The organism is Polynucleobacter sp. HIN11 (assembly GCF_030297675.1).
Taxonomy (GTDB): domain Bacteria; phylum Pseudomonadota; class Gammaproteobacteria; order Burkholderiales; family Burkholderiaceae; genus Polynucleobacter.
Window position 1 is genome coordinate 560,923 of record NZ_AP028142.1, and the last position, 19,529, is coordinate 580,451.

Here is a 19,529-nt window from a genome sequence, read left to right on the forward strand (position 1 = left end):
TTTATGCTGAGCGGGGCCTACTTCCGTTTAAGTAGTTGATAAGCACCTGGAAGAACGCATAACAGGGTGATGGCCCCATAACTAATTGACCCTAAAACAGTTAACGATGGGCTAACACCCCATAAGGCCAATACCGATGCCAAAGTTGCTTCTCGTAAGCCCCAGCCAGAAATACTAATTGGAAGCATTAACAGCAAACTCAAGGCTGGTAACCCGATCATGAGAGCTTCGGTAGGAACATCCGCCCCATAGGCTTTTAAACAGAATCCAAGCGCCAGAATATTAAAACAATGAACGCCGACAGCAAAAATAGCTTGCCCAATATTGGTTGGCCAAGCAAAGGCAAACCGAATTCCCGGGAGCGCATGGTCTAGGGCAAAGCGCGCTAAGAGCGAACGAATCATGGTCATCAGCGGTTGATAACTTAAGGCAAAGGCCAATACAACACCGCCACCCATCATGAGTGCCAAAACCCAATACCCTAACTCGGTTCCCCAGGAGGCAAGGGTGGTCCCACCCAATACCAAACCAATGCCGCCCAAGATGTTATTCCCCATAAGCCCGACCATGCGATCCAAAAGGGTCATGGAAAATCCTAATCGTAATTTTGGGTTCTGCTTTGCAAGGTCCTCGACATGAGAGAGCTCTTTTGTAAGCTCATGTTGTTGACCGAGCTGGCCGCCACGGGTTAAATGCGTACCAGCAATTGCTCGATAGCTATCGCCCCCTAAAGTGCTCGGTAAGCCTTGATTAATTAAGCCCCCCGAGAAATACAGTCCAATATATCCCATCAGACTCCCCTGGAAACCTGCTCGTCGCATAAATAATCCCCAACGCAGGCCGCCGCATACAAAGGCGGCAGTGATGCACAGGGCACCAGCAACCAGCCATTGAGCTTCTAGTTGCAACTCGGATTCAAAGAGAGTTTTCCAATCAATGCCGCTCGTTGCTTTCCATAACAAAGCAATCGATAGAATGATCCGAATGGTGGGCCAACTCTTCTTTAGTACGGTTTTCCATGAGGCACTCATGGGCGTAAGGATAATGCCTCTCGTTGTGGGTTAGCCTTTCCACCCCAACCCTGGCAGTAACTAAGTTCAAATTGGCTAAGTGCTTCACCCATATGGCTGATGCTCAGTCGATCCAAGGGGCGGCAGGTCCGAAATTGACCTTCGCCCACCGGAGGCTTAAAGGACATTTGCGACCAATTGAGCAAAATGACATTCGATCCCTCGGGCAGTGACCCAAACCATAGATCAAATTGATCAAATCGATCATCCAATACAAAAACAGATGTAGGTCTCGCATACCAAGCGACTCGGCTTGCTAAGGTCCAGTTTTGGACAGCAATACCACTTGCCTTGAGTTCTTTAACCAAGAGATTGGCAAGTGTGGATGCCGAGCGCCAGCCATATAAATCAGCTAGCGGATTTGATTTCATCTGATTGGCAATCGGATAGCCAGCAGTCATTACGAGCGTTAGTCCGACGACAACCAGCGTCCCTTGTATGGCTAAAAATAAACTAATCAGCCAACGCTTCCCTTGCTCCCACCAAAGTGCAAGCCCAACGCCCGCTAAAGGGGCTAAGCAAAACCATGCGGGTGTAGTCCAGTGCGGCAAGCCGCCACCTCCGGATAAAGCGGCAAACACTGCAAAGGGTAGGGCAAAGAAAATAAATAACACCGCCGGCTTCTTGGAAGGCTGGGCTAATGACGAGCGCAGCATACTCCATGAGCCCAGTAAGGGCAGAAATCCAAAGGCGCCGATTTGGATTCCAATAAAGGCAGCCACTCGCCGCCATTGCCAAGTACCCCCGGCACCATGATCAATCTGATATCGAAATGAGATCCAATCATGGGCGGCATTCCACAGAAGTACAGGACTAATAAGGACAAGTGCAACCAGAATAGCAATATAAAACCCCGGCTCCCGCAAGGCGCTCCACCGCGGGACGGCCAAGCAAGCAATACTAAATGCCAGTGCGTATAAAACGGCTGTGTATTTACTCAGTCCAGCCAATCCAAACAACACCCCCAATAGAATCCATTGGCTAAAACGATATTGACCATCCTGGGCAATCCACCGCAGAGCCATCCACACAATACCCAGGGCAAGAGGCGTTAATAGGGAGTCAGGCACCAATCCAACTGCCAGTACATGCGGTAGCGGTGCAAAAACAATCGCAGCAATTGAAAATAATCCCGCACCTGAGAATGATTGTGGCTCAGATTGCGGATGATAGAGATTCCAGATTTGCTCGGCAATCTGATAGACCATCACGCACGAGATGATCCACAGCACAATCGGAATGAGACGCAAAATACCATCAGGCGCATTGATCGCTACCAGTGGCCACTGTATCCACCCCACTAGTGGCGGGTGATCAAAATAACTCCATGCGAGATGATCTGCATAGAGGGCGTAATGCGCTTCATCAACCGATAGCTCGGTTGTAAAGCCCAATGCCAAATGAATAATTGTGCCGAGCGCCACCAGAATAAATGCCCAAGCATAGGGTGTTTGCTTGGTAATTAGCGTCGACATAAAACGTCAGACTTTGTTAGCTATGTAAAGTTGGTAAAGAGCGTGATAGCCATCTCGTGCCATCCCATCATCGAGCATTAGTTGGTAGAGACGCTTTGCTTGCTCCAAGCCTGGTAAACGAAGCCCCATCTGCTCCGCAGATTCAACTGCAAGACCAATATCTTTCATAAAGTGCTCAGCCATAAATCCTGGGACAAAGTCGCCTTTAATCATGCGCGGCCCTTGCACATTGAGCTGGGTGCCGCCTGCCGCACCACTACCAATGACTTTGAGGACCGCCGAGGCATCAAGCCCCGCCGCTTGGGCATAGCGAATGCCCTCACAAACCCCCATGATCGTCGAGGCAATCACAATTTGATTGCAGAGTTTGGCATGTTGACCAGATCCAGCTGGACCTAGTAGTGCAATGTTATTGCCCATGCATTGCAAGATAGGTAAAACACATTCATATGCACTTGGCTCGCCCCCAACCATAATCGAAAGACGCGCATCCCGTGCGCCAATATCACCGCCGGATACTGGCGCGTCCAAAACAAAGACTTGGCGCTCAAGAGCAAGTTTTGCAATGCGCACAGCCAATGCTGGACTTGAGGTGGTCATATCGATGGCAATGCAGTTGGGCTTTGCGCCAGCCAAAATACCATTTGTGCCCAAATAAACTTCTTCAACGTCTTTGGGATAGCCAATAATGGTGATGACCACATCGCACTGACTAGCCAGTTCTTTTGGAGAAGAATGCCAAATCGCCCCTTGCTCAAGTAATGCAGCTGCCTTCTCAGGAGAGCGGTTAAAAAGATGCAATGGATAGCCTGCCTTTAGTAAGTGCGAAGCCATGCTCTTGCCCATGATGCCAGTGCCAATAAAACCAATGGCTGGCAAGGATGCTGTTCTAGAGTTCATAGTCTTATTTTAAAGGGGCTGGGCTCGCACAGGTTTGCGCTGAACTCCAAGCCAGATCAGGGCAAGGGCAATGATCGTGAGCGGAACAATCGATCCAAAATTAAGGAGGGTCCAGCCTTGCGTCGTAATTAGAACGCCGGAGCTCAATGCAGACAAAGCGGTGGCTAAGAATACAAAGAAATTAATGGCACCCTGGGCCTTATCACGCTCCGAAGGGCGATAAGCCTCTAAGGCCAGAGTGGTACTGCTCGTAAATAAGAAGTTCCAACCCACCCCTAATAAAAAGAGTGCGGTCAAAAAATGGAAAAAAGAAATGCCTGATAACGCAATCATGACGCAGGCGATGTTGAGTACCACTCCCATTCGCAGCACCCACATCACGCCGATACGCTTAATGAGGGCGCCAGTAAAAAATCCAGGAGCAAACATACCAATGACATGCCACTCAAGAACCCATGCGGTTTTATCAAAACTAAATTGACAGGCCTCCATCGCTAAGGGTGTAGCCGCCATGAGCAAGTTCATTACACCGTAGGCGAGTGCAGCAGTTAGAGTGCAAACAATGAATAAAGGCTGGCGCATGATTTCAGAGAGAGGGCGACCGGGCTCTTGGTTGGGATCCACGCGTTTTTCAGGAAACTGAATCTGACTAATCACTGCGAATGCGATCACAGCAACACCAGCTAAGGTGATATAAGCGCCCGCAAAGGGTTGCATAAACCAATCACGCGTCCAGCTTGCCATATTGGGCCCTAAAACAGCACCCAAGATCCCCCCAGCTAGCACCCATGAGATCGCTTTCTCTTTAGCCGTTTTATCTGCAAGTTCAGCAGCAGCAAACCGATAGAGTTGAGCATTGGCGTTATAGAAACCAGCAATGATTGTGCCAAGGTTTAGCAGCCAAAATTGTTTCTCTAAGGTCGCAAAGGCACACAAGAGCGACGAGAACAAGGCTACGAGTAAGGCAATCTGGAAGGAGCGCTTTCGACCCAAGCGCTGTTGCACTCTAGCCACGAGAGTGGTTGCCATGGCGCTACCCACCACATAGGCCATGACTGGCAGTGTTGCCAACCAAGGCTCGGGCGCCAGAGCAAAGCCCACTAAGCCATTAATGGCAATAAAGGTAACGTTATTGGTGAGATAGAGCCCTTGTGCCAGGGTCAGAAACCATAGATTTTTATTCATTCTGCACGGTCATAAAAGCTCTACGATAATGCATTGCATCATGGTCAAATCACTTCCTAAATTGGTTCTTTATTTTCTTCTGAGCATCTTGATGCTGGGATGCACAAGTATGGGACACGATTCCAGTCAGTCTAGCGCAGAAAAATTAGACCCTTTAGTGCCACGTGAGGATATTAAGAAATTTTCAGCACAGCCTGCCAATGAGCCCCTCAGAGGTTGGAGTTTTTATCGTTTGGCACCCTATAAGAAAAACACTGCTTATCGCCTCGAAAACTATCAGGGTCGCACGGTACTCAGTGCGAATGCCAAAAAATCAGCCTCAGGGTTAGCGGTAAAACTCAAACCCCGGCCATCGCAACATCTTTGGCTAGAGTGGGAATGGAAAGCCACCGGTACTTTGGATAAAGCGAATAATTTAGATCGATATGCAGATGATGCACCACTCCGAATCCTGGTTGCATTTGATGGTGATCGATCAAAGTTAACTTTGAAAGACAAAATGGTCGGTGAGCTTGCGCAGATCATGAGTGGTCAAGAAATGCCATACGCCACATTAATGTACATCTGGTCACCCAATGGTCAGCTCAATCAAATCAAGCCAAATTCACATACGAATCGGATCAAGATGATTGCAGTCGATGCCGGCAAAGAAAATCTCGGGCAATGGCGCAAGCACAGTAGAGACTTAACCGCTGACTATGAAGCAGCTTATGGTTACGCACCAGGGAATTTGATTGGTATTGCGCTGTTGACTGATACGGATAACACTAACTCAGAGACCAAGGCTTATTATGGGGATATTGAGCTGAAATACAAACCATTCTTAAAGCCTAATTTAAAAAACTAATCGATTTTTGCTCCTGCTTGTTTAACAACAACAGCCCACTTTGGTATTTCCTTTTTTAAGAAGGCAGAGAAGTCCTCAGAATTCAAAAAAGCAGGATCAGCACCTTGAGAAACCATCTTTTGTTGTATTTCTTTTGATTCCAGCGTTTGTTTAAAGGCATTCGAAAGTTTCAAAACAACGTCAGGTGGTGTGTTCTTTGGCGCCAAAACTCCATAAAACCCCACAACCTCCAATTTGGCAACCCCAGTTTCATTTACGGTAGGAACATCAGGAAGCGCTGGGTTGCGTTTACTACTAGTTACTGCCAGCGCCCGCAGCTTGCCTTGCTTTGCATAATTCGCAGCCTGGGGAATGGATTCAGCCATGAATTGAACTTGCCCAGCCATTAAATCCATAAAAGCCGGCGCACTCCCACGATACGGAATATGAACCATAAATGTCTTGGTTTCTTGCTTGAGCATTTCGGGGACTAAATGTGAAATACCCCCATTGCCAGCGGATCCGTAATTCACCTTTCCAGGATTGCGTCGAATATAGTCTATAAATTCACGAAGCGATTGCGCAGGTACATCATTATTAACAATGAGAGCCAACGGCTGTTGTGCAGTCCGAGCAATTGGCTGAAAATCTTTGAGAATGTTATAGGGTAGTTGGTTGTAAATGGCTGGATTAATCACCATGGTTCCAGTATTCGCTAACAAGAGGGTATATCCATCTGCAGGGGCCTGAGCTACAAATTGCGCCCCGACGGTACCGCCAGCTCCAGCTTTGTAATCAATAATGACCGATTGACCTAATGCTGTTTGAAGGCGATCTGTCAAGAGGCGAATGTGGGCATCAAGGGGCCCTCCAGCAGGAAAACCGATAATGATTTTGATTGGTTTATTGGGAAAAGAGGGATTAGCTACCGAGTGCGTTGCTAGGCTGAGCAACGAAATCAGTACGAAAAGCCCATTGCGTAAGAATTTCATATGGCAAGCTTATCAAAACTACCGAATTCAAGGAGACTTTAGAAGTGAAAAAATCAACGATCCATCCAAACTCTATTTGGGTGCTCTATAGGGCTTAATGATTAATCAGGCCTCAGAAACAGCTCCTCTGCTTGAATATCAATTGAGGTCTATCATTATGGGATTAGAGTTTATTAGTCCTCAAAAGTGGTTAAAAAGTAAGCAAGGAGACACAATTGTCGGTTAGTACGGAACAGGTTCAACAAGCCCTAAAAGGGGTAAAAGATCCAAATACACAAATTGATTTTGTGAGCTCAAAATCAGTTCGTAATCTCAAAGTGAATGATGGAGATGTCTCTCTTGATATTGTCTTGGGTTATCCAGCCAAAAGTCAAATAGATCTGATTCGTCAATTGGTAGTCAGTACCATTCGAGAGATTCCTGGGGTAAAGAATGTCAGTGTGGCTATCACTACTGATATCGTTGCACACGCAGTGCAACGCGGCGTGAAGTTGCTCCCAGGGGTAAAAAATATTATTGCGGTTGCTAGCGGCAAGGGTGGCGTCGGTAAATCAACCACCGCAGTGAATCTAGCCTTGGCATTAGCTGCTGAGGGTGCTCAAGTCGGAATCCTGGATGCCGATATCTATGGCCCCAGTCAACCGATGATGCTGGGCATTACTGGTCGTCCCGAGTCACTTGCCGAGAACACGATTGAACCAATGGAAGGATACGGCTTGCAGGCTAGTTCAATTGGATTTCTGATTGAGCCCGATAACCCCATGGTGTGGCGAGGCCCCATGGTGACCTCGGCCTTGGAGCAACTGTTGCGTCAAACGCGTTGGCGTGATCTTGATTATCTAATTGTGGATATGCCGCCAGGCACTGGTGATATTCAGTTAACACTTTCACAAAAGGTTCCGGTCACCGGATCAGTGATTGTCACCACACCTCAAGATATTGCCCTGCTAGATGCTCGTAAAGGGCTCAAGATGTTTGAGAAAGTGGGGATTCCCATCATCGGCATTATTGAAAACATGAGTACCTATGTGTGTCCGAAATGCAATCACGAGGAGCATATCTTTGGTGAGGGCGGTGGCAAGAAAATGTGCCAAGACTATGGCATCGACTTTCTTGGTGCTCTCCCACTCAATCTCTCCATTCGTGAGCAGGCAGACTCCGGAAGACCCACGGTGGTTGCTGATCCTGATGGCGCAATCAGCGCGATCTACAAAGGGATTGCGCGTCAAGTCGCGATTCGGATAGCAAACCTTAGCAAAGATATGACCAGCAAGTTCCCAAGTATTGTGGTGCAAAAGACCTAACGGATCACTGGTATGCGTTTTGCCATCGTCATTCGAAAGCAAAAAATTGATAATCCATGGCAGAACTATCGTTGGCGACCAGTTGAGGTGATACCCGATATTGGTCAGTTTGGGAAGGTTCTGGAGCAAGCAGGAACCGAGCAAAACCGTAAGGTTGTTGGACGACTTCTAGAGCGGGATCGTGATGGCGAATCTTGGGTCTTTGCAGGATTTGACTTCCAGTTCTTTCGGGATGAAGCTGAAGGCTACTATTTAAATTCCACCTCACCCAATCCGTGTTGGTTTGTAATGTGGCGTCTTGAAACCGATTTCGAGATTTATATAGAGCCAAATTCAATGCCGATGGTAAGTAATGATGATGGGGCGGGGCTTGCGATACCCCATCGATTAATGTTGAGCTACAACGAGGCAGCCCGATTGATTGATGGCGGGGAGCAGGTCGATACAAGCCCGCTGCAAGAGGAGATGAAAGTATTCTTAGCCCAATACGTTGCAGAGAATTACAAACCTGAGCCCAAAAAACGTGCGAAGCCGGTCTCGTTTAAAGGCGCCAACCGCCCAGCGGAGCCTTAATGGCTGACAATAATTTTTTATCTCGCTGGTCCCGAAAAAAAGCTGGGCTTGTGGAAGAGTCCGCTCCAGTGCCATCGACTGCTCCCATTACTAAAGCACCTGATGCGCTATTAAAAGAAGTAAATAATGAAGTAAGTAATGAAGTAAGTAATGAAGTAAAAAAAGAAATTTCTGCCCCAGACCAGGCGCAGCAGCCCCCAGCCCCAACCATCGAGGATGTTGAAAAAATCGATGTGAAATCACCTGATTTCTCGGCCTTCATGCGTCCCGATGTCGATCCTGTCGTCCAGCAAGCTGCTCTTAAGAAAATGTTCAGCGATCCGCACTTCAATGTGATGGATGGTTTGGATATTTATATTGACGATTACTCAAAACCCGATCCAATTCCATTAGATATGCTAAAGCGCATGCAGCAATCAGAGCTTTTAGGCATCTTCAAGTCTACCGAGGAGCTCTATCCCGATAGCAAGCAAGATGCCTTGGATCAAGCGGATGCGATTCAGACATCGGCCGAGGGAGGTGTGCAAATTGAGGAATCATCACAAGCGGCTCCCATGGTCACCCAAGACGGCGCCCAGCCAATCGATATAGAATCAGAGTCATTAAACCAAAAAGTGGTTGATGAGAAACCGAGTGGAGAGAGACAGGCAAAACGCGATTCCGATTCTTCAGGGTCTTAGCGTAAAGCTTTAAAACAAAATGAGTAAAAAATTAGTCTGCGATTGCAATCGCAGCATGCCGCTTGACCCAAAAGAAATGGGTATGCCCATTCATACATCCTTATGTCGCCAAGAGGTGGGACATTTTCTAAATGCTCTAAATGAGTCTGAGCCGATTGTGGTCGCTTGTACCCAAGAGCGTGCTCTGTTTTCTGAGCTTGCTGGTCAGGCAGAAAAGCCATTGATTGCGCCCCTTAAGTTTGTCAATATTCGCGAGATGGCCGGTTGGTCAAGAGATGCGAAGGAGTCACACCCAAAGATCAAAGCTTTACTTTCAGCAACCGATTTGCCCGAGCCCGATGCGGTACCAATTGTTGACTATCACAGTGATGGACGTGTACTGATCATTGGGCCAGGAGATCAAGCCATCTATTGGGCGCAGCGGCTTGGCCAGTCATTAGAAGTGAGTGTCCTGTCAACCGAGGCCGGCACCTTGCCCACTGGGCGTAGCTACCCAATATTTACCGGAAACATCACGAGTCTTGAAGGCTATCTAGGGCGTTTTATTGCCAAATGGGAGCTCACTAATCCAATTGATCCCGAGATGTGTACACGGTGTGGAGCATGCGTTGCCGTATGCCCTGAAAATGCGATCGATTTATCGTTTCAGATTGATTTGGATAAATGCAAATCTCATCGTGCTTGCGTCACTGCGTGTGCTGGCATCGGCGCAATAAATTTTGAGCGAGCCGAGCGATCACGAGAGGGCGAGTTTGATTTAATTCTTGATCTACAGGCCACCCCTAGCATCCAAATCAGTCAAAAACCTCAGGGATATTTTGCTCCCGGCCCCGATCGATTTGAGCAATCCTTGGCAGCCAGTCAATTACTCGGAATGATTGGTGAGTTTGAGAAGCCAAAGTATTTTGTCTACACCGAAAAAATTTGTGCGCATGGGCGTAATGGCAAAGTAGGTTGCTCCGCATGCATTGATGTGTGTTCAACGCAGGCAATTCAGTCAGTGTTTAAGGATGGACAGGGCAAAGTAGAGGTCAATCCAAACCTCTGTATGGGATGTGGTGCTTGTGCGACGGTTTGTCCATCAGGCGCGATGCGTTATAACTTTCCAAGCGTCGCGTATCAGGGACGGCAGATCAAAACACTGGCACAAACCTATTTAAACGGTATTGGTAGTTCGAAGCCTGGTCAGAATGCGCCAACCTTATTGATACATAGCCAACAGGCTGGCACCACTCTTTTGGAGAATCTCGGGCGTGCTGCCCGCACGAAACCAAAAGAGATTGTTGGACTGCCTGCATTTGTGATTCCATTTGCTGTTGAACATATCGCTTCAACTGGGATTGATTTATGGTTCGGTGCACTGTCGTATGGTTTCGGTGAAGTTGTTTTACTGCTGAGTGGTGATGAAGATCCTGGATACCGAAGCGCGCTTACCGAGCAGGCCGATCTAGCGAATTCCATTTCTCAGGCATTAGGCTTTGGCGAGAGAGTACGCTGCATCATGGCCTCCTCAAGTTCGGATATTGATGCAGTCAATCAGGTCATGACTGAGTTACTCACCCGTAAAGCCCAAAAGTTGATGGCACCTCCAGCCAGCTTTGCGTTGGCAATGCAAAAGCGCGAGACCCTTGAAATGAGTCTGGAGCATTTATTGCAATTTGCTCCACAGGTGCTTCCCGCTGAGGGTATTCCATTGCCAGCTCACTCACCCTTAGGGGCAATCGCGGTCAATAAAGATGCATGTACGCTTTGCATGTCCTGTGTGGGGGCATGCCCTGAGGGTGCTTTATTAGATAACCCTGATGAGCCACAGCTCTCATTTATTGAGAAACAGTGCGTGCAATGCGGACTTTGTGAACAAACCTGTCCAGAGAGCGCAATCACTTTAAGCCCCCGTTTAAGTTCGATTGAGCAACGAAAGCAAAAAGTCTTGCTTAATAAAACCGAGCCGTTTCATTGCATCAGTTGTGGCAAGGCATTTGGAACCCTGAAGATGGTCGAGTTGATGCTTGGCCGAATTGGTACCCATCACGCCTTCTCAGGCGAGGCTTTAAATCGCCTGAAAATGTGTAGCGATTGCCGTGTCGTGGATATGATGAAAAAAGAACTGTGAAAATCATGAGCGAAGCAAATACCCCCCAGACACCAGAACTTAGCCAAAAGGGTCTCGCTGAAGACTTGGCGCGTGCCGATTTGTATGGCTTACTAGCGAACTTATTTTTTCAGCCGCCAGATCAAGTATTGCTCGATCAAATTAGCGCATCCGACAATACAGATTCCCCAGATCATCAAGCGCCCTTAGCCAGCGTTTGGGCAAACTTGGTTGAAGCAGCCAAGCATAGTAAGGCATCAGATTGGAAAGCAGAATACGACAGTAGTTTTTTGGGGGTAGGGAAACCCAATGTTTTTTTATACGGCTCCTACTATCTCGCTGGGCATTTACATGAAAAGCCGCTCCTAGACATTAGGCGCTCACTTTTGCAATTTGGACTGGAGGCCTCTGATTCAGTTGCCGAAACCGAGGATCATATTGCAGCTTTATTTGAGGTCATGCGTTACCTCATCGCGGGGGAGGATGTGGAGGTAGCGAATTTGACCAATCAGCGAATATTTTTCAACGATCATATTCGCCCTTGGTATGACGAATTGTGCGATGCAATCGACGCTGATCCGGAAACCCATTTGTACAAAGCCGTCTCGGCGCTGACCCGAGAGTTTTTGGCGATTGAGGGTCAAAGTTTTGATATGGTTTAGTCAAATTTAATTGACACCATAGTTTTTGCATTTAAGGGTAAATCCTAGCGTCTAAAACATGCAAAAACTTACATAAATATTTCAATTCTTCTACACTGAAAGTGTTGATATGCATCAACTATATTCGTGTAAAGGAATATTTATGGATAGCAAAAAAGTTGTAGACGCTCAAGAAAAATCCAAACCATCTCGTCGTAAATTTTTCATTGGTGCGGGAGTCACAGTTGGGGCGGCTGCTGTTGCTTCTCAAACACCGCTTGGTCAGGCAATTGTTCAGGATGTTGCTGAGGCAGTCACCAGTAAGCCTGATGGCTATCACCTAACTGCTCATATCAAGAAGTATTACCAAACAACGCTCGTTTAATTGAGCGTTTTTTATTGAACGAAACTATTTATTGCTTATCGCAGGAGTCTCACCATGAGCCTAACTCGCAAATCAACCTCAACCTCCAGCCGGGTTCCGTCCCAACTGATTGGCAGTCTATCCCGCGGATTGCGTTCAGCCGTTCCGACCATGGACCGCCGTACGTTCTTAAAACGTTCCGGTATTGGTGTTGGTGCTGGTATTGCCGCTACTCAATTAAACATGCTTCAAAAAGCGAATGCGGCTGAGACTAAGGCGATGCTTGATGGCAAAGGCAAGATTGAAGTGAAGCGTACGGTCTGTACTCACTGCTCGGTCGGGTGCTCGTTTGATGCAACCGTTGAAAATGGGGTATGGGTTCGTCAAGACCCCGTGTTCGAATCGCCTATCAATATGGGTGGCGCATGCGCAAAGGGCGCTGCGTTACGTGAGCATGGGCATGGTGACTATCGTTTGCGTACTCCCATGAAGTTAGTGGATGGTAAGTACCAGAAAATTTCTTGGGACCAGGCGCTTGATGAAATTACCGCCAAGATGAAAGATCTGCGTTCAAAGTACACGCCAGACTCCATCTTCTTTATCGGCTCATCCAAGTACAACAACGAGCAAGCCTATTTGCTCCGTAAGTTTGTATCGTTCTACGGTACGAACAATACCGATCACCAAGCGCGTATTTGCCACTCGACTACCGTTGCAGGTGTAGCAAATACCTGGGGTTATGGTGCAATGACCAATAGCTATAACGACATGATGAATTCGAAGGCTGCGTTGTACATCGGGTCGAATGCCGCTGAAGCGCACCCCGTATCCATGTTGCATATGTTGCATGCGAAAGAGAATGGCTGCAAAGTGATCGTTGTTGATCCACGCTATACGCGAACCGCTGCAAAATCAGATCAGTACGTACGGATTCGTTCTGGCACTGACATCCCATTCCTCTTTGGTGTGCTGTATCACATCTTCCAAAACGGTTGGGAAGATAAGAAATATATCAACGATCGCGTCTTTGGGATGGATGACATTCGTAAGGAGGTGATGGAGAAATGGACTCCAGCAAATGTCGAAGCAGCTTGCGGAGTTCCAGAGGCGCAAGTGAAGAAGGTTGCAGAAACCATGGCCAAAAATCGTCCAGGAACGATTGTTTGGTGCATGGGGCAAACACAGCACACGATTGGTAATGCCATGGTTCGTGCATCTTGTATCTTGCAATTAGCACTCGGCAATATTGGTGTATCCGGTGGTGGCGCAAATATTTTCCGTGGCCACGATAACGTTCAGGGCGCGACTGATGTTGGTCCAAACCCAGATTCTTTGCCTGGTTACTACGGTCTCGCTGCCGGCTCGTGGAAACACTACGCTGCAGTGTGGGGCGTTGACTATGAGTGGATCAAAGGTCGCTATGCCCCCGATATGATGGAGAAGTCAGGCACTACCGTTTCTCGCTGGATTGATGCTGTTCTTGAAAAAGATGACATGGTTGATCAGGCCACAGCAGTGAAGGGCGTATTCTTCTGGGGTCATGCACCAAACTCCCAAACGCGTGGTTTGGATATGAAGCGCGCCATGGATAAATTAGATCTGCTGGTAGTGGTGGATCCTTATCCAAGTGCTACGGCTGCAATGGCCGCAATGCCACCCGCTCCCGGAGGTACGGTGAATAAAAACCGCGCTGTTTACTTACTGCCAACTACCACTCAATTTGAGTGCAGCGGTTCAGTGACTGCGTCAAATCGTTCAATTCAGTGGCGCGAAAAGGTCATTGACCCGCTCTTCGAGTCGGTTCCTGATCATGTTCTGATGCAAGCTTTTGCTGATCGCTTAGGTTTTGGCAAAGAACTATCCAAGAACTATAAGATGCTGGATTCGAAGTTTGCAGGCAAGAGCTGGAAAGAGCCTGAAATTGAATCTATCTTGCGCGAGATTAATCAGGCTGTTTGGACGATTGGGTACACCGGTCACTCACCTGAGCGCCTTAAGGCCCATATGCGCATGATGAGTGTCTTCGATCCGAAGACACTGCGCTCCCGTGGGGGTAAGGATCCGGTATCTGGATACGACACTGCTGGCGATTACTTTGGGTTGCCATGGCCTGCTTACGGAAATCCCGCACTTAAGCACCCTGGTTCACCCAACCTTTATGACACGAGTAAGCATGTGATGGATGGTGGTGGTAATTTCCGTGCCAACTTTGGTGTTGAGAAGGATGGTAAGTCACTCTTAGCTGCTGATGGTTCATTCTCGAAGGGTGCTGATATCAAGACCGGCTACCCAGAAGTGGATCATGTATTCTTGAAAAAATTAGGTTGGTGGAATGAGTTAACCGAGGATGAGAAAAAAGCCGCTGAAGGAAAGAACTGGAAGACAGATCTTTCGGGTGGAATCATCCGTGTCACCATGAAAAACCATGGCTGTCATCCATTCGGAAATGCCAAAGCCCGTGCTGTGGTTTGGAACTTCCCTGATGCAGTTCCAATTCACCGCGAAGCGCTCTATAGCACTCGCCCGGACATGGTCGCTAAGTATCCAACCCACGATGACGTGAAGACCTTCTGGCGCTTGCCGACTTTGTTTAAGACAGTTCAAAACAAAGCAATCGAAGACAAGCTCTATGAAAAGTTCCCCATCATTCTGACCTCTGGTCGATTGGTGGAGTACGAAGGCGGTGGCGAGGAAACACGCTCGAACCCATGGCTTGCTGAGTTGCAGCAAGAGAACTTCGTGGAGATTAATCCAAGTGCAGCCGCTCGGCGTGGCATCAAAAACTGGGATTTTGTTTGGGTGAAATCGCCAACCGGTGCCAAGATCAAGGTACGCGCATTGGTAACTGAACGCGTTGCACCAGATACTGCCTTCGTACCCTTCCACTTCTCAGGATGGTGGGAAGGAAAAGATCTGCTCGATTTTTATCCAAAAGGAGCCCATCCAATCGTACGTGGTGAAGCTGTCAATACCGGGACTACCTACGGATACGACCGTGTCACCATGATGCAAGAAACCAAGACCACGATCTGTCAGATCGAAAAGGCTGCTTAACTAACACCGCAAAGTCAGGAGATTAACTATGGCAAGAATGAAATTTATCTGCGACGCAGAACGGTGTATTGAATGCAACGGTTGCGTTACGGCTTGTAAGAACGAGAATGAGGTACCTTGGGGCGTTAATCGCCGACGGGTTGTGACCATTAATGACGGTATCGTTGGTGCCGAGAAATCCATATCGGTCGCCTGTATGCATTGTGCAGACGCGCCATGTATGGCTGTTTGCCCAGTGGATTGCTTCTATCGCACCGATGAGGGTGTTGTATTGCATAACAAGGACACCTGCATTGGATGCGGCTATTGCTCGTATGCCTGCCCATTCGGCGCTCCTCAGTTCCCAAGCTCTGGTGTATTTGGCTTACGCGGAAAGATGGACAAGTGCACCTTCTGTAGCGGTGGTCCTGAGAAGAACGGCAGCGTGGCTGAGTTTGAGAAATATGGTCGCAATCGTCTAGCTGAAGGTAAGTTGCCTTTATGCGCAGAGCTTTGCTCAACTAAAGCACTGATTGGTGGCGATGGCGATGTGATTGCCGATGTATTCCGAACCCGTGTGGTGAAGCGGATGGCTGCTGGCAAGAATGCTGGAGCGGATGTATTTGGTTGGGCAACGGCCTACGGCAAACCCAATGCCCCTACACCCGATGCCAAGCCAGCGGCTGGAGGTAAATCATGAAATTCGCAATAACAAGCGCATTGGTTGCTACCGCCTTGCTGGTTGGCTGTAGCGAGGCAAATGTGGGTACCTCAGCGTCTAAACGACCTGATATCGCACCTTACATGGGTGCTGATAATGGATTCATGGCGAAAGGTTGGAAACCAGGCGATCAAGCGAGCTGGAATGCCGAGATTACCAAGCGCAATCAGCTCCAGTCTGAATACAGCAGAATCAAATAAGAATTAAAACAATTTGGGGATAAACCAATGAATGTATCGTTTGGCTCTATGCTTCGAACCATCCTTGTCGTTTCAAGCCTTGCAGTTAGTTCTTTAAGTTTTGCTCAGCAAGGAACTGCCCAATCACCAACACCTCAGAAGGTTGAGTCGGTCAATATTATGGATGTTGGCCGAGCCTCAAATGCAACTTCTCAAGCTGCAATCGAGGCGGGCAAAAATCAGCCAGGTAACAATGCGCCCATTTGGAGAGCTGTAAATAGCGAGACGGTGAACTATGTTTCAATTCCGAATAAGGAAGCTGGAGTATTAATTCAAAAGACTGGCCAAGAATGGCGTTTGATTCGTAATGGAGTGATTACTGTTTACGGGGCTTGGTTGCTGACAATCGCTTTTTGCGGGATTGTTGCCATGTACGTCTTTAAGGGCACGATTAAATTGCATGAGCCGATGTCTGGACGTAAAATTCAGCGCTTCACTTTGCTAGAGCGCATCACTCATTGGACGATGGCCTTTACCTTTGTTGCTCTGGCGTTTACCGGCATCATGATCTTGTGGGGTAAGTACTTCTTATTGCCCCTAACAGGACCAGCATTCTACGGAGCCTTCTTACTGGTATGCAAAAACGTGCATAACTTTGTGGGTCCCGCATTCACTGTCAGTATCGTAGTGTTCTTTATCCTCTTTGTCCGCAGAAACCTTCCTGAGAAGGGCGATATGGCATGGGCGCTTGGATTTGGTGGTTTAATCTCAGGCAAGCATATCCCTGCTGGATTTTTTAACTTCGGTGAGAAGTTCTGGTTTTGGGTTGGAATGGTGATTTTAGGCTCTGCAGTATCCGCATCTGGTTGGGTACTCGATATGATCGTCCCATTTATTCAGATTGAATACTGGCGCGGTACCATGCAGATTGCCAACATCATTCATGGTGTAGGAGCGATTTTGATGACCGCGCTTGCTCTAGGGCACATATACATCGGTACGATTGGTATGCAAGGTTCAATCGATGCCATGAAAACAGGATATTGCGATGAGACCTGGGCTAAAGAGCATCATGAGCTTTGGTATAAAAAATTAGGAAAGGGGTAATTCACATGAAACGTTTGCTTGTTGGCTCTGTCTGTGTCATCGGATCAACCGTTGCTCTAGCTGCATTACCACCCCCAACTCCACAGCAAGCTGAGGCAGCTGCTCTTGCTAAAGCAAAAACTGCCTATGCAGGAACGGTTGCTAACTATCAGTTGTGCCAGTCGATTAATGCAGTGGCCATGAAATACAAAACGGCAGGCACTCCCAATCCTGCTCCATGTGTCGCGCCACCCCCATTTGTACCGCCTCCAACAGCAGCAGTTGCACCTGCGCCTGAAGCGGCTCCTGCCAAAAAATAGCCGGATAACTCTCTAAACTAATCCCCAAGTATGCTTGGGGATTTTTTATTTGACGGCGGGATTGAGTGTGTATCGACCGGTGATCTGTGCGCTCGCCAAAATATGACGCTGTAGGGCTGCCAGTGCGGTTTTGCCATCAAAGGTAGAGCCTAAACCAAGTGATGGCGTATCGAGGGCATAGACCGTAAAAATATAGTGGTGCCAAATGCTGTCATTCCATGGGGGGCAAGGGCCATCGTAACCAAAATAATTGCCCTTCATTTCAGTATCACCTGAGAACCAGGCGGTGTAATCATTAATCCCGTGTAAGGCGCCATGGTGGGTTCCAGGGCCGGGCTTACCTCGGGGCACCACTTCGGTTGAGTAGTGACCTGCTGGGATCTCGGTAATGGTTTTAGGAATATCGACCATGACCCAGTGAAAGAAATCAATGCGGGGAAGGGATGCGGGTACCGTTTTACCCTCTTGATTGACGTCATCGGGCTTTGATGGAACGTCTGGATCATGGCAAATCAAAGCAAATGATTGCGTGCCAGCAGGAATATCCTCCCACCGCAGATGAGGATTGTGATTTGACCCAAGGCAAACATGCCCACGATCATTGGGAATGCAAAACGCATACTGTCCTGGAATCACTCCACCATCTTGAAAACTTGAACTGGTGAGTCGCATAGGGTCTCCTAATATTGAATAATTGACTTATTGTGCAATAAATTCGCGAGCAAGAAACTGGGAACCCTCTTTGGTCTGAGGGTTTTTAAAGAAGGCATCGGGATGGGTAATTTCTAGGATTTTGCCGTCTTGCATGAAGACGAGATTGGATGCTAGGCGCTTCACCTGGGCCATATTATGAGATGCCAATAAAACCGCCTTTCCATCATTGGCCAACTTAGTAATCATCTGTTCTACATCATCACTGGCATTGGGATCAAGATTGGCGGTGGGCTCATCGAGAAGGACTAATTTGGGGTTTTGTAAGCGAGCTTGGGCAAAGCAAAGTTTTTGACGCTCCCCGGCGGAGAGGCCTTGGGCAGGATTATTGGCTAAATGAGCAATTCCAATGGATTGCAAGGCCTCATCGATTGCTTGATCGCTAATACTTCGATGGGTATCTCTTAATAGAGTGAGATGCTCTCGAACGGTAGCTTTGAGCATGGGGGTGTAATGAAACACCAGTGCGCTTTCTTCCGGCGTGAAGGGACGTTGGCATTGACCCTTTGATGGCTCAATTAGGCCATGGATTAAGCGTAATAAGGTTGTTTTCCCAGCGCCATTGGGACCAATTAGAGCAGTAACACCTATTAGGGGAATTTCAACATCGCCTGATTGCAAAATGGTACGCCCATCACGGATGACCTCAACGTTGCGCAGGCTAAGCAATTTATCCATAGCGCCGCTCCGCAATTTGTCGAACCACAAATATGAATATATTTGCCACTATCACAATGCCGAGAAGGACAATTCCTAAAGATAAGGCAAACGCAAGATCACCCTTGCTGGTCTCAAGCGCAATCGCGGTGGTCATGGTGCGCGTTACTCGATCAATATTGCCGCCCACAATCATTACTGCTCCGACTTCTGAGATCGCCCGGGCAAAACCAGCCAGAATTGCGATCGTGAGTGAGAAACGACAATCCCAAATGAGCCACTTAAGTCGTGCAAAGTAGGGTAGACGCAGGGCCATGAAGGTATCGCGATGGATCTTCCAGGAATCTTCTAGTAATTGGCGGCTAAGTGCGGCAATTAAAGGGGTGGTGATAAAAAACTGAGCCACGATCATTCCCTTGACCGTAAATAACCAGCCCCATTCGCCGAAAGGACCGCTTCTTGACAGAATCAAGTACACCAAGACACCCACAATCACCGTTGGAATGCCCATCATGCTATTGAGAATCACAATCGCCACGCGTTTACCTACAAACTCCTCAGTGGCCAGCCAGGCCCCCAGAGGCAGACCAACCAAGGTTCCCAATATCAGGGCCGTGATACTCACCTGTAAAGAGGTGATGACAATGCGCACAATTGCCGCATCGAGATGGGCTAGCAGTGTAAAGGCATCAAGAAAGGTGGAGCTCATCAGTAAGAATT

At 48.0% G+C, this 19,529-nt stretch carries 20 protein-coding genes; 12 read left to right on the forward strand and 8 right to left on the reverse strand.

What is annotated here, in order from left to right; all coding sequences use genetic code 11:
• Positions 1-17 precede the first annotated feature (17 nt).
• The 4 genes from QUE60_RS02930 to QUE60_RS02945 are packed head-to-tail and all read right to left on the reverse strand — an operon-like array spanning position 18 to position 4,630.
• Complete coding sequence (locus QUE60_RS02930) at positions 18-1,031, reverse strand: lysylphosphatidylglycerol synthase transmembrane domain-containing protein (protein ID WP_286227184.1); 1,014 nt, start codon at positions 1,029-1,031, stop codon at positions 18-20.
• Positions 1,028-2,545, reverse strand: a complete 1,518-nt coding sequence (locus QUE60_RS02935; protein ID WP_286227185.1) for an ArnT family glycosyltransferase — start codon at positions 2,543-2,545, stop codon at positions 1,028-1,030. Before QUE60_RS02935 ends, QUE60_RS02930 begins: the two co-directional genes overlap by 4 nt.
• A 6-nt stretch (positions 2,546-2,551) precedes the next feature.
• Positions 2,552-3,445, reverse strand: coding sequence for an NAD(P)-dependent oxidoreductase (locus QUE60_RS02940; protein ID WP_286227186.1), 894 nt, complete (start codon positions 3,443-3,445; stop codon positions 2,552-2,554).
• Between the two features lie 9 nt (positions 3,446-3,454).
• Complete coding sequence (locus QUE60_RS02945) at positions 3,455-4,630, reverse strand: MFS transporter (RefSeq protein WP_286227187.1); 1,176 nt, start codon at positions 4,628-4,630, stop codon at positions 3,455-3,457.
• A gap of 109 nt (positions 4,631-4,739) precedes the next feature.
• On the opposite strand from QUE60_RS02945, the gene QUE60_RS02950 reads away from it, so the two are divergent.
• On the forward strand, positions 4,740-5,477 hold the full coding sequence (locus QUE60_RS02950) for a DUF3047 domain-containing protein (RefSeq protein ID WP_286227188.1): 738 nt from the start codon (positions 4,740-4,742) through the stop codon (positions 5,475-5,477).
• Here QUE60_RS02950 and QUE60_RS02955 read toward each other — a convergent pair.
• A complete protein-coding gene (locus tag QUE60_RS02955) occupies positions 5,474-6,448 on the reverse strand; it encodes a Bug family tripartite tricarboxylate transporter substrate binding protein (protein ID WP_286227189.1) in 975 nt (324 codons plus the stop codon). The genes QUE60_RS02950 and QUE60_RS02955 overlap by 4 nt on opposite strands.
• 215 nt (positions 6,449-6,663) lie before the next feature.
• On the opposite strand from QUE60_RS02955, the gene apbC reads away from it, so the two are divergent.
• The 11 genes from apbC to QUE60_RS03010 all read left to right on the forward strand — a co-directional run bounded on the left by apbC (position 6,664) and on the right by QUE60_RS03010 (position 17,441).
• The gene (gene apbC / locus QUE60_RS02960) at positions 6,664-7,752 is read left to right on the forward strand and encodes an iron-sulfur cluster carrier protein ApbC (protein WP_286227191.1); all 1,089 of its coding nucleotides are present in this window, start codon (positions 6,664-6,666) and stop codon (positions 7,750-7,752) included.
• Positions 7,753-7,764: 12 nt separating this feature from the next.
• Positions 7,765-8,325: a DUF3305 domain-containing protein gene (locus tag QUE60_RS02965; RefSeq protein ID WP_286227192.1), complete on the forward strand. Its 561-nt coding sequence runs from the start codon at positions 7,765-7,767 to the stop codon at positions 8,323-8,325.
• Positions 8,325-9,005 carry a DUF3306 domain-containing protein gene (locus tag QUE60_RS02970; protein WP_286227193.1) on the forward strand — a complete coding sequence of 227 codons (681 nt, stop codon included), beginning with the start codon at positions 8,325-8,327 and terminating at the stop codon, positions 9,003-9,005. Before QUE60_RS02965 ends, QUE60_RS02970 begins: the two co-directional genes overlap by 1 nt.
• A 19-nt stretch (positions 9,006-9,024) precedes the next feature.
• Positions 9,025-11,118, forward strand: coding sequence for a 4Fe-4S binding protein (locus tag QUE60_RS02975; protein ID WP_286227194.1), 2,094 nt, complete (start codon positions 9,025-9,027; stop codon positions 11,116-11,118).
• A gap of 5 nt (positions 11,119-11,123) precedes the next feature.
• Positions 11,124-11,759 carry a TorD/DmsD family molecular chaperone gene (locus QUE60_RS02980; RefSeq protein WP_286227195.1) on the forward strand — a complete coding sequence of 212 codons (636 nt, stop codon included), beginning with the start codon at positions 11,124-11,126 and terminating at the stop codon, positions 11,757-11,759.
• Between the two features lie 142 nt (positions 11,760-11,901).
• Positions 11,902-12,123, forward strand: a complete 222-nt coding sequence (locus QUE60_RS02985) for a formate dehydrogenase (protein WP_108508114.1) — start codon at positions 11,902-11,904, stop codon at positions 12,121-12,123.
• A 54-nt stretch (positions 12,124-12,177) separates the two neighbouring features.
• On the forward strand, positions 12,178-15,156 hold the full coding sequence (locus tag QUE60_RS02990) for a formate dehydrogenase subunit alpha (RefSeq protein ID WP_286227196.1): 2,979 nt from the start codon (positions 12,178-12,180) through the stop codon (positions 15,154-15,156).
• Positions 15,157-15,184: 28 nt separating this feature from the next.
• Positions 15,185-15,835: a formate dehydrogenase FDH3 subunit beta gene (gene fdh3B / locus QUE60_RS02995; protein ID WP_286227197.1), complete on the forward strand. Its 651-nt coding sequence runs from the start codon at positions 15,185-15,187 to the stop codon at positions 15,833-15,835.
• On the forward strand, positions 15,832-16,056 hold the full coding sequence (locus tag QUE60_RS03000; RefSeq protein ID WP_286227198.1) for a hypothetical protein: 225 nt from the start codon (positions 15,832-15,834) through the stop codon (positions 16,054-16,056). The genes fdh3B and QUE60_RS03000 overlap by 4 nt, the downstream gene beginning before the upstream one ends.
• Before the next feature lie 48 nt (positions 16,057-16,104).
• A complete protein-coding gene (locus tag QUE60_RS03005) occupies positions 16,105-17,142 on the forward strand; it encodes a formate dehydrogenase subunit gamma (protein ID WP_286227199.1) in 1,038 nt (345 codons plus the stop codon).
• A gap of 5 nt (positions 17,143-17,147) precedes the next feature.
• A complete protein-coding gene (locus tag QUE60_RS03010) occupies positions 17,148-17,441 on the forward strand; it encodes a hypothetical protein (protein ID WP_286227200.1) in 294 nt (97 codons plus the stop codon).
• Positions 17,442-17,486: 45 nt separating this feature from the next.
• Here QUE60_RS03010 and QUE60_RS03015 read toward each other — a convergent pair whose 3' ends face one another.
• From QUE60_RS03015 to QUE60_RS03025, 3 genes are read right to left on the reverse strand one after another with little or no spacing between them, the layout of a single operon-like run.
• Entirely contained in the window at positions 17,487-18,113 is a 627-nt protein-coding gene (locus QUE60_RS03015; RefSeq protein WP_286227201.1) for a YbhB/YbcL family Raf kinase inhibitor-like protein, read from the reverse strand.
• A gap of 27 nt (positions 18,114-18,140) precedes the next feature.
• Complete coding sequence (locus QUE60_RS03020) at positions 18,141-18,830, reverse strand: ATP-binding cassette domain-containing protein (RefSeq protein WP_286227202.1); 690 nt, start codon at positions 18,828-18,830, stop codon at positions 18,141-18,143.
• Positions 18,823-19,518: an ABC transporter permease gene (locus QUE60_RS03025; RefSeq protein WP_286227203.1), complete on the reverse strand. Its 696-nt coding sequence runs from the start codon at positions 19,516-19,518 to the stop codon at positions 18,823-18,825. Before QUE60_RS03025 ends, QUE60_RS03020 begins: the two co-directional genes overlap by 8 nt.
• Positions 19,519-19,529: the final 11 nt, after the last annotated feature.

What these genes read in the sequence shown, in the direction of transcription:
- QUE60_RS02930 (WP_286227184.1), bottom strand. Translation starts at nt 1,031, where the DNA reads ATGAGTGCCTCATGGAAAACCGTACTAAAGAAGAGTTGGCCCACCATT.
- QUE60_RS02935 (WP_286227185.1), bottom strand. Translation starts at nt 2,545, where the DNA reads ATGTCGACGCTAATTACCAAGCAAACACCCTATGCTTGGGCATTTATT.
- QUE60_RS02940 (WP_286227186.1), bottom strand. Translation starts at nt 3,445, where the DNA reads ATGAACTCTAGAACAGCATCCTTGCCAGCCATTGGTTTTATTGGCACT.
- QUE60_RS02945 (WP_286227187.1), bottom strand. Translation starts at nt 4,630, where the DNA reads ATGAATAAAAATCTATGGTTTCTGACCCTGGCACAAGGGCTCTATCTC.
- QUE60_RS02950 (WP_286227188.1), top strand. Translation starts at nt 4,740, where the DNA reads ATGGGACACGATTCCAGTCAGTCTAGCGCAGAAAAATTAGACCCTTTA.
- QUE60_RS02955 (WP_286227189.1), bottom strand. Translation starts at nt 6,448, where the DNA reads ATGAAATTCTTACGCAATGGGCTTTTCGTACTGATTTCGTTGCTCAGC.
- QUE60_RS02965 (WP_286227192.1), top strand. Translation starts at nt 7,765, where the DNA reads ATGCGTTTTGCCATCGTCATTCGAAAGCAAAAAATTGATAATCCATGG.
- QUE60_RS02970 (WP_286227193.1), top strand. Translation starts at nt 8,325, where the DNA reads ATGGCTGACAATAATTTTTTATCTCGCTGGTCCCGAAAAAAAGCTGGG.
- QUE60_RS02975 (WP_286227194.1), top strand. Translation starts at nt 9,025, where the DNA reads ATGAGTAAAAAATTAGTCTGCGATTGCAATCGCAGCATGCCGCTTGAC.
- QUE60_RS02980 (WP_286227195.1), top strand. Translation starts at nt 11,124, where the DNA reads ATGAGCGAAGCAAATACCCCCCAGACACCAGAACTTAGCCAAAAGGGT.
- QUE60_RS02985 (WP_108508114.1), top strand. Translation starts at nt 11,902, where the DNA reads ATGGATAGCAAAAAAGTTGTAGACGCTCAAGAAAAATCCAAACCATCT.
- QUE60_RS02990 (WP_286227196.1), top strand. Translation starts at nt 12,178, where the DNA reads ATGAGCCTAACTCGCAAATCAACCTCAACCTCCAGCCGGGTTCCGTCC.
- fdh3B (WP_286227197.1), top strand. Translation starts at nt 15,185, where the DNA reads ATGGCAAGAATGAAATTTATCTGCGACGCAGAACGGTGTATTGAATGC.
- QUE60_RS03000 (WP_286227198.1), top strand. Translation starts at nt 15,832, where the DNA reads ATGAAATTCGCAATAACAAGCGCATTGGTTGCTACCGCCTTGCTGGTT.
- QUE60_RS03005 (WP_286227199.1), top strand. Translation starts at nt 16,105, where the DNA reads ATGCTTCGAACCATCCTTGTCGTTTCAAGCCTTGCAGTTAGTTCTTTA.
- QUE60_RS03010 (WP_286227200.1), top strand. Translation starts at nt 17,148, where the DNA reads ATGAAACGTTTGCTTGTTGGCTCTGTCTGTGTCATCGGATCAACCGTT.
- QUE60_RS03015 (WP_286227201.1), bottom strand. Translation starts at nt 18,113, where the DNA reads ATGCGACTCACCAGTTCAAGTTTTCAAGATGGTGGAGTGATTCCAGGA.
- QUE60_RS03020 (WP_286227202.1), bottom strand. Translation starts at nt 18,830, where the DNA reads ATGGATAAATTGCTTAGCCTGCGCAACGTTGAGGTCATCCGTGATGGG.
- QUE60_RS03025 (WP_286227203.1), bottom strand. Translation starts at nt 19,518, where the DNA reads ATGAGCTCCACCTTTCTTGATGCCTTTACACTGCTAGCCCATCTCGAT.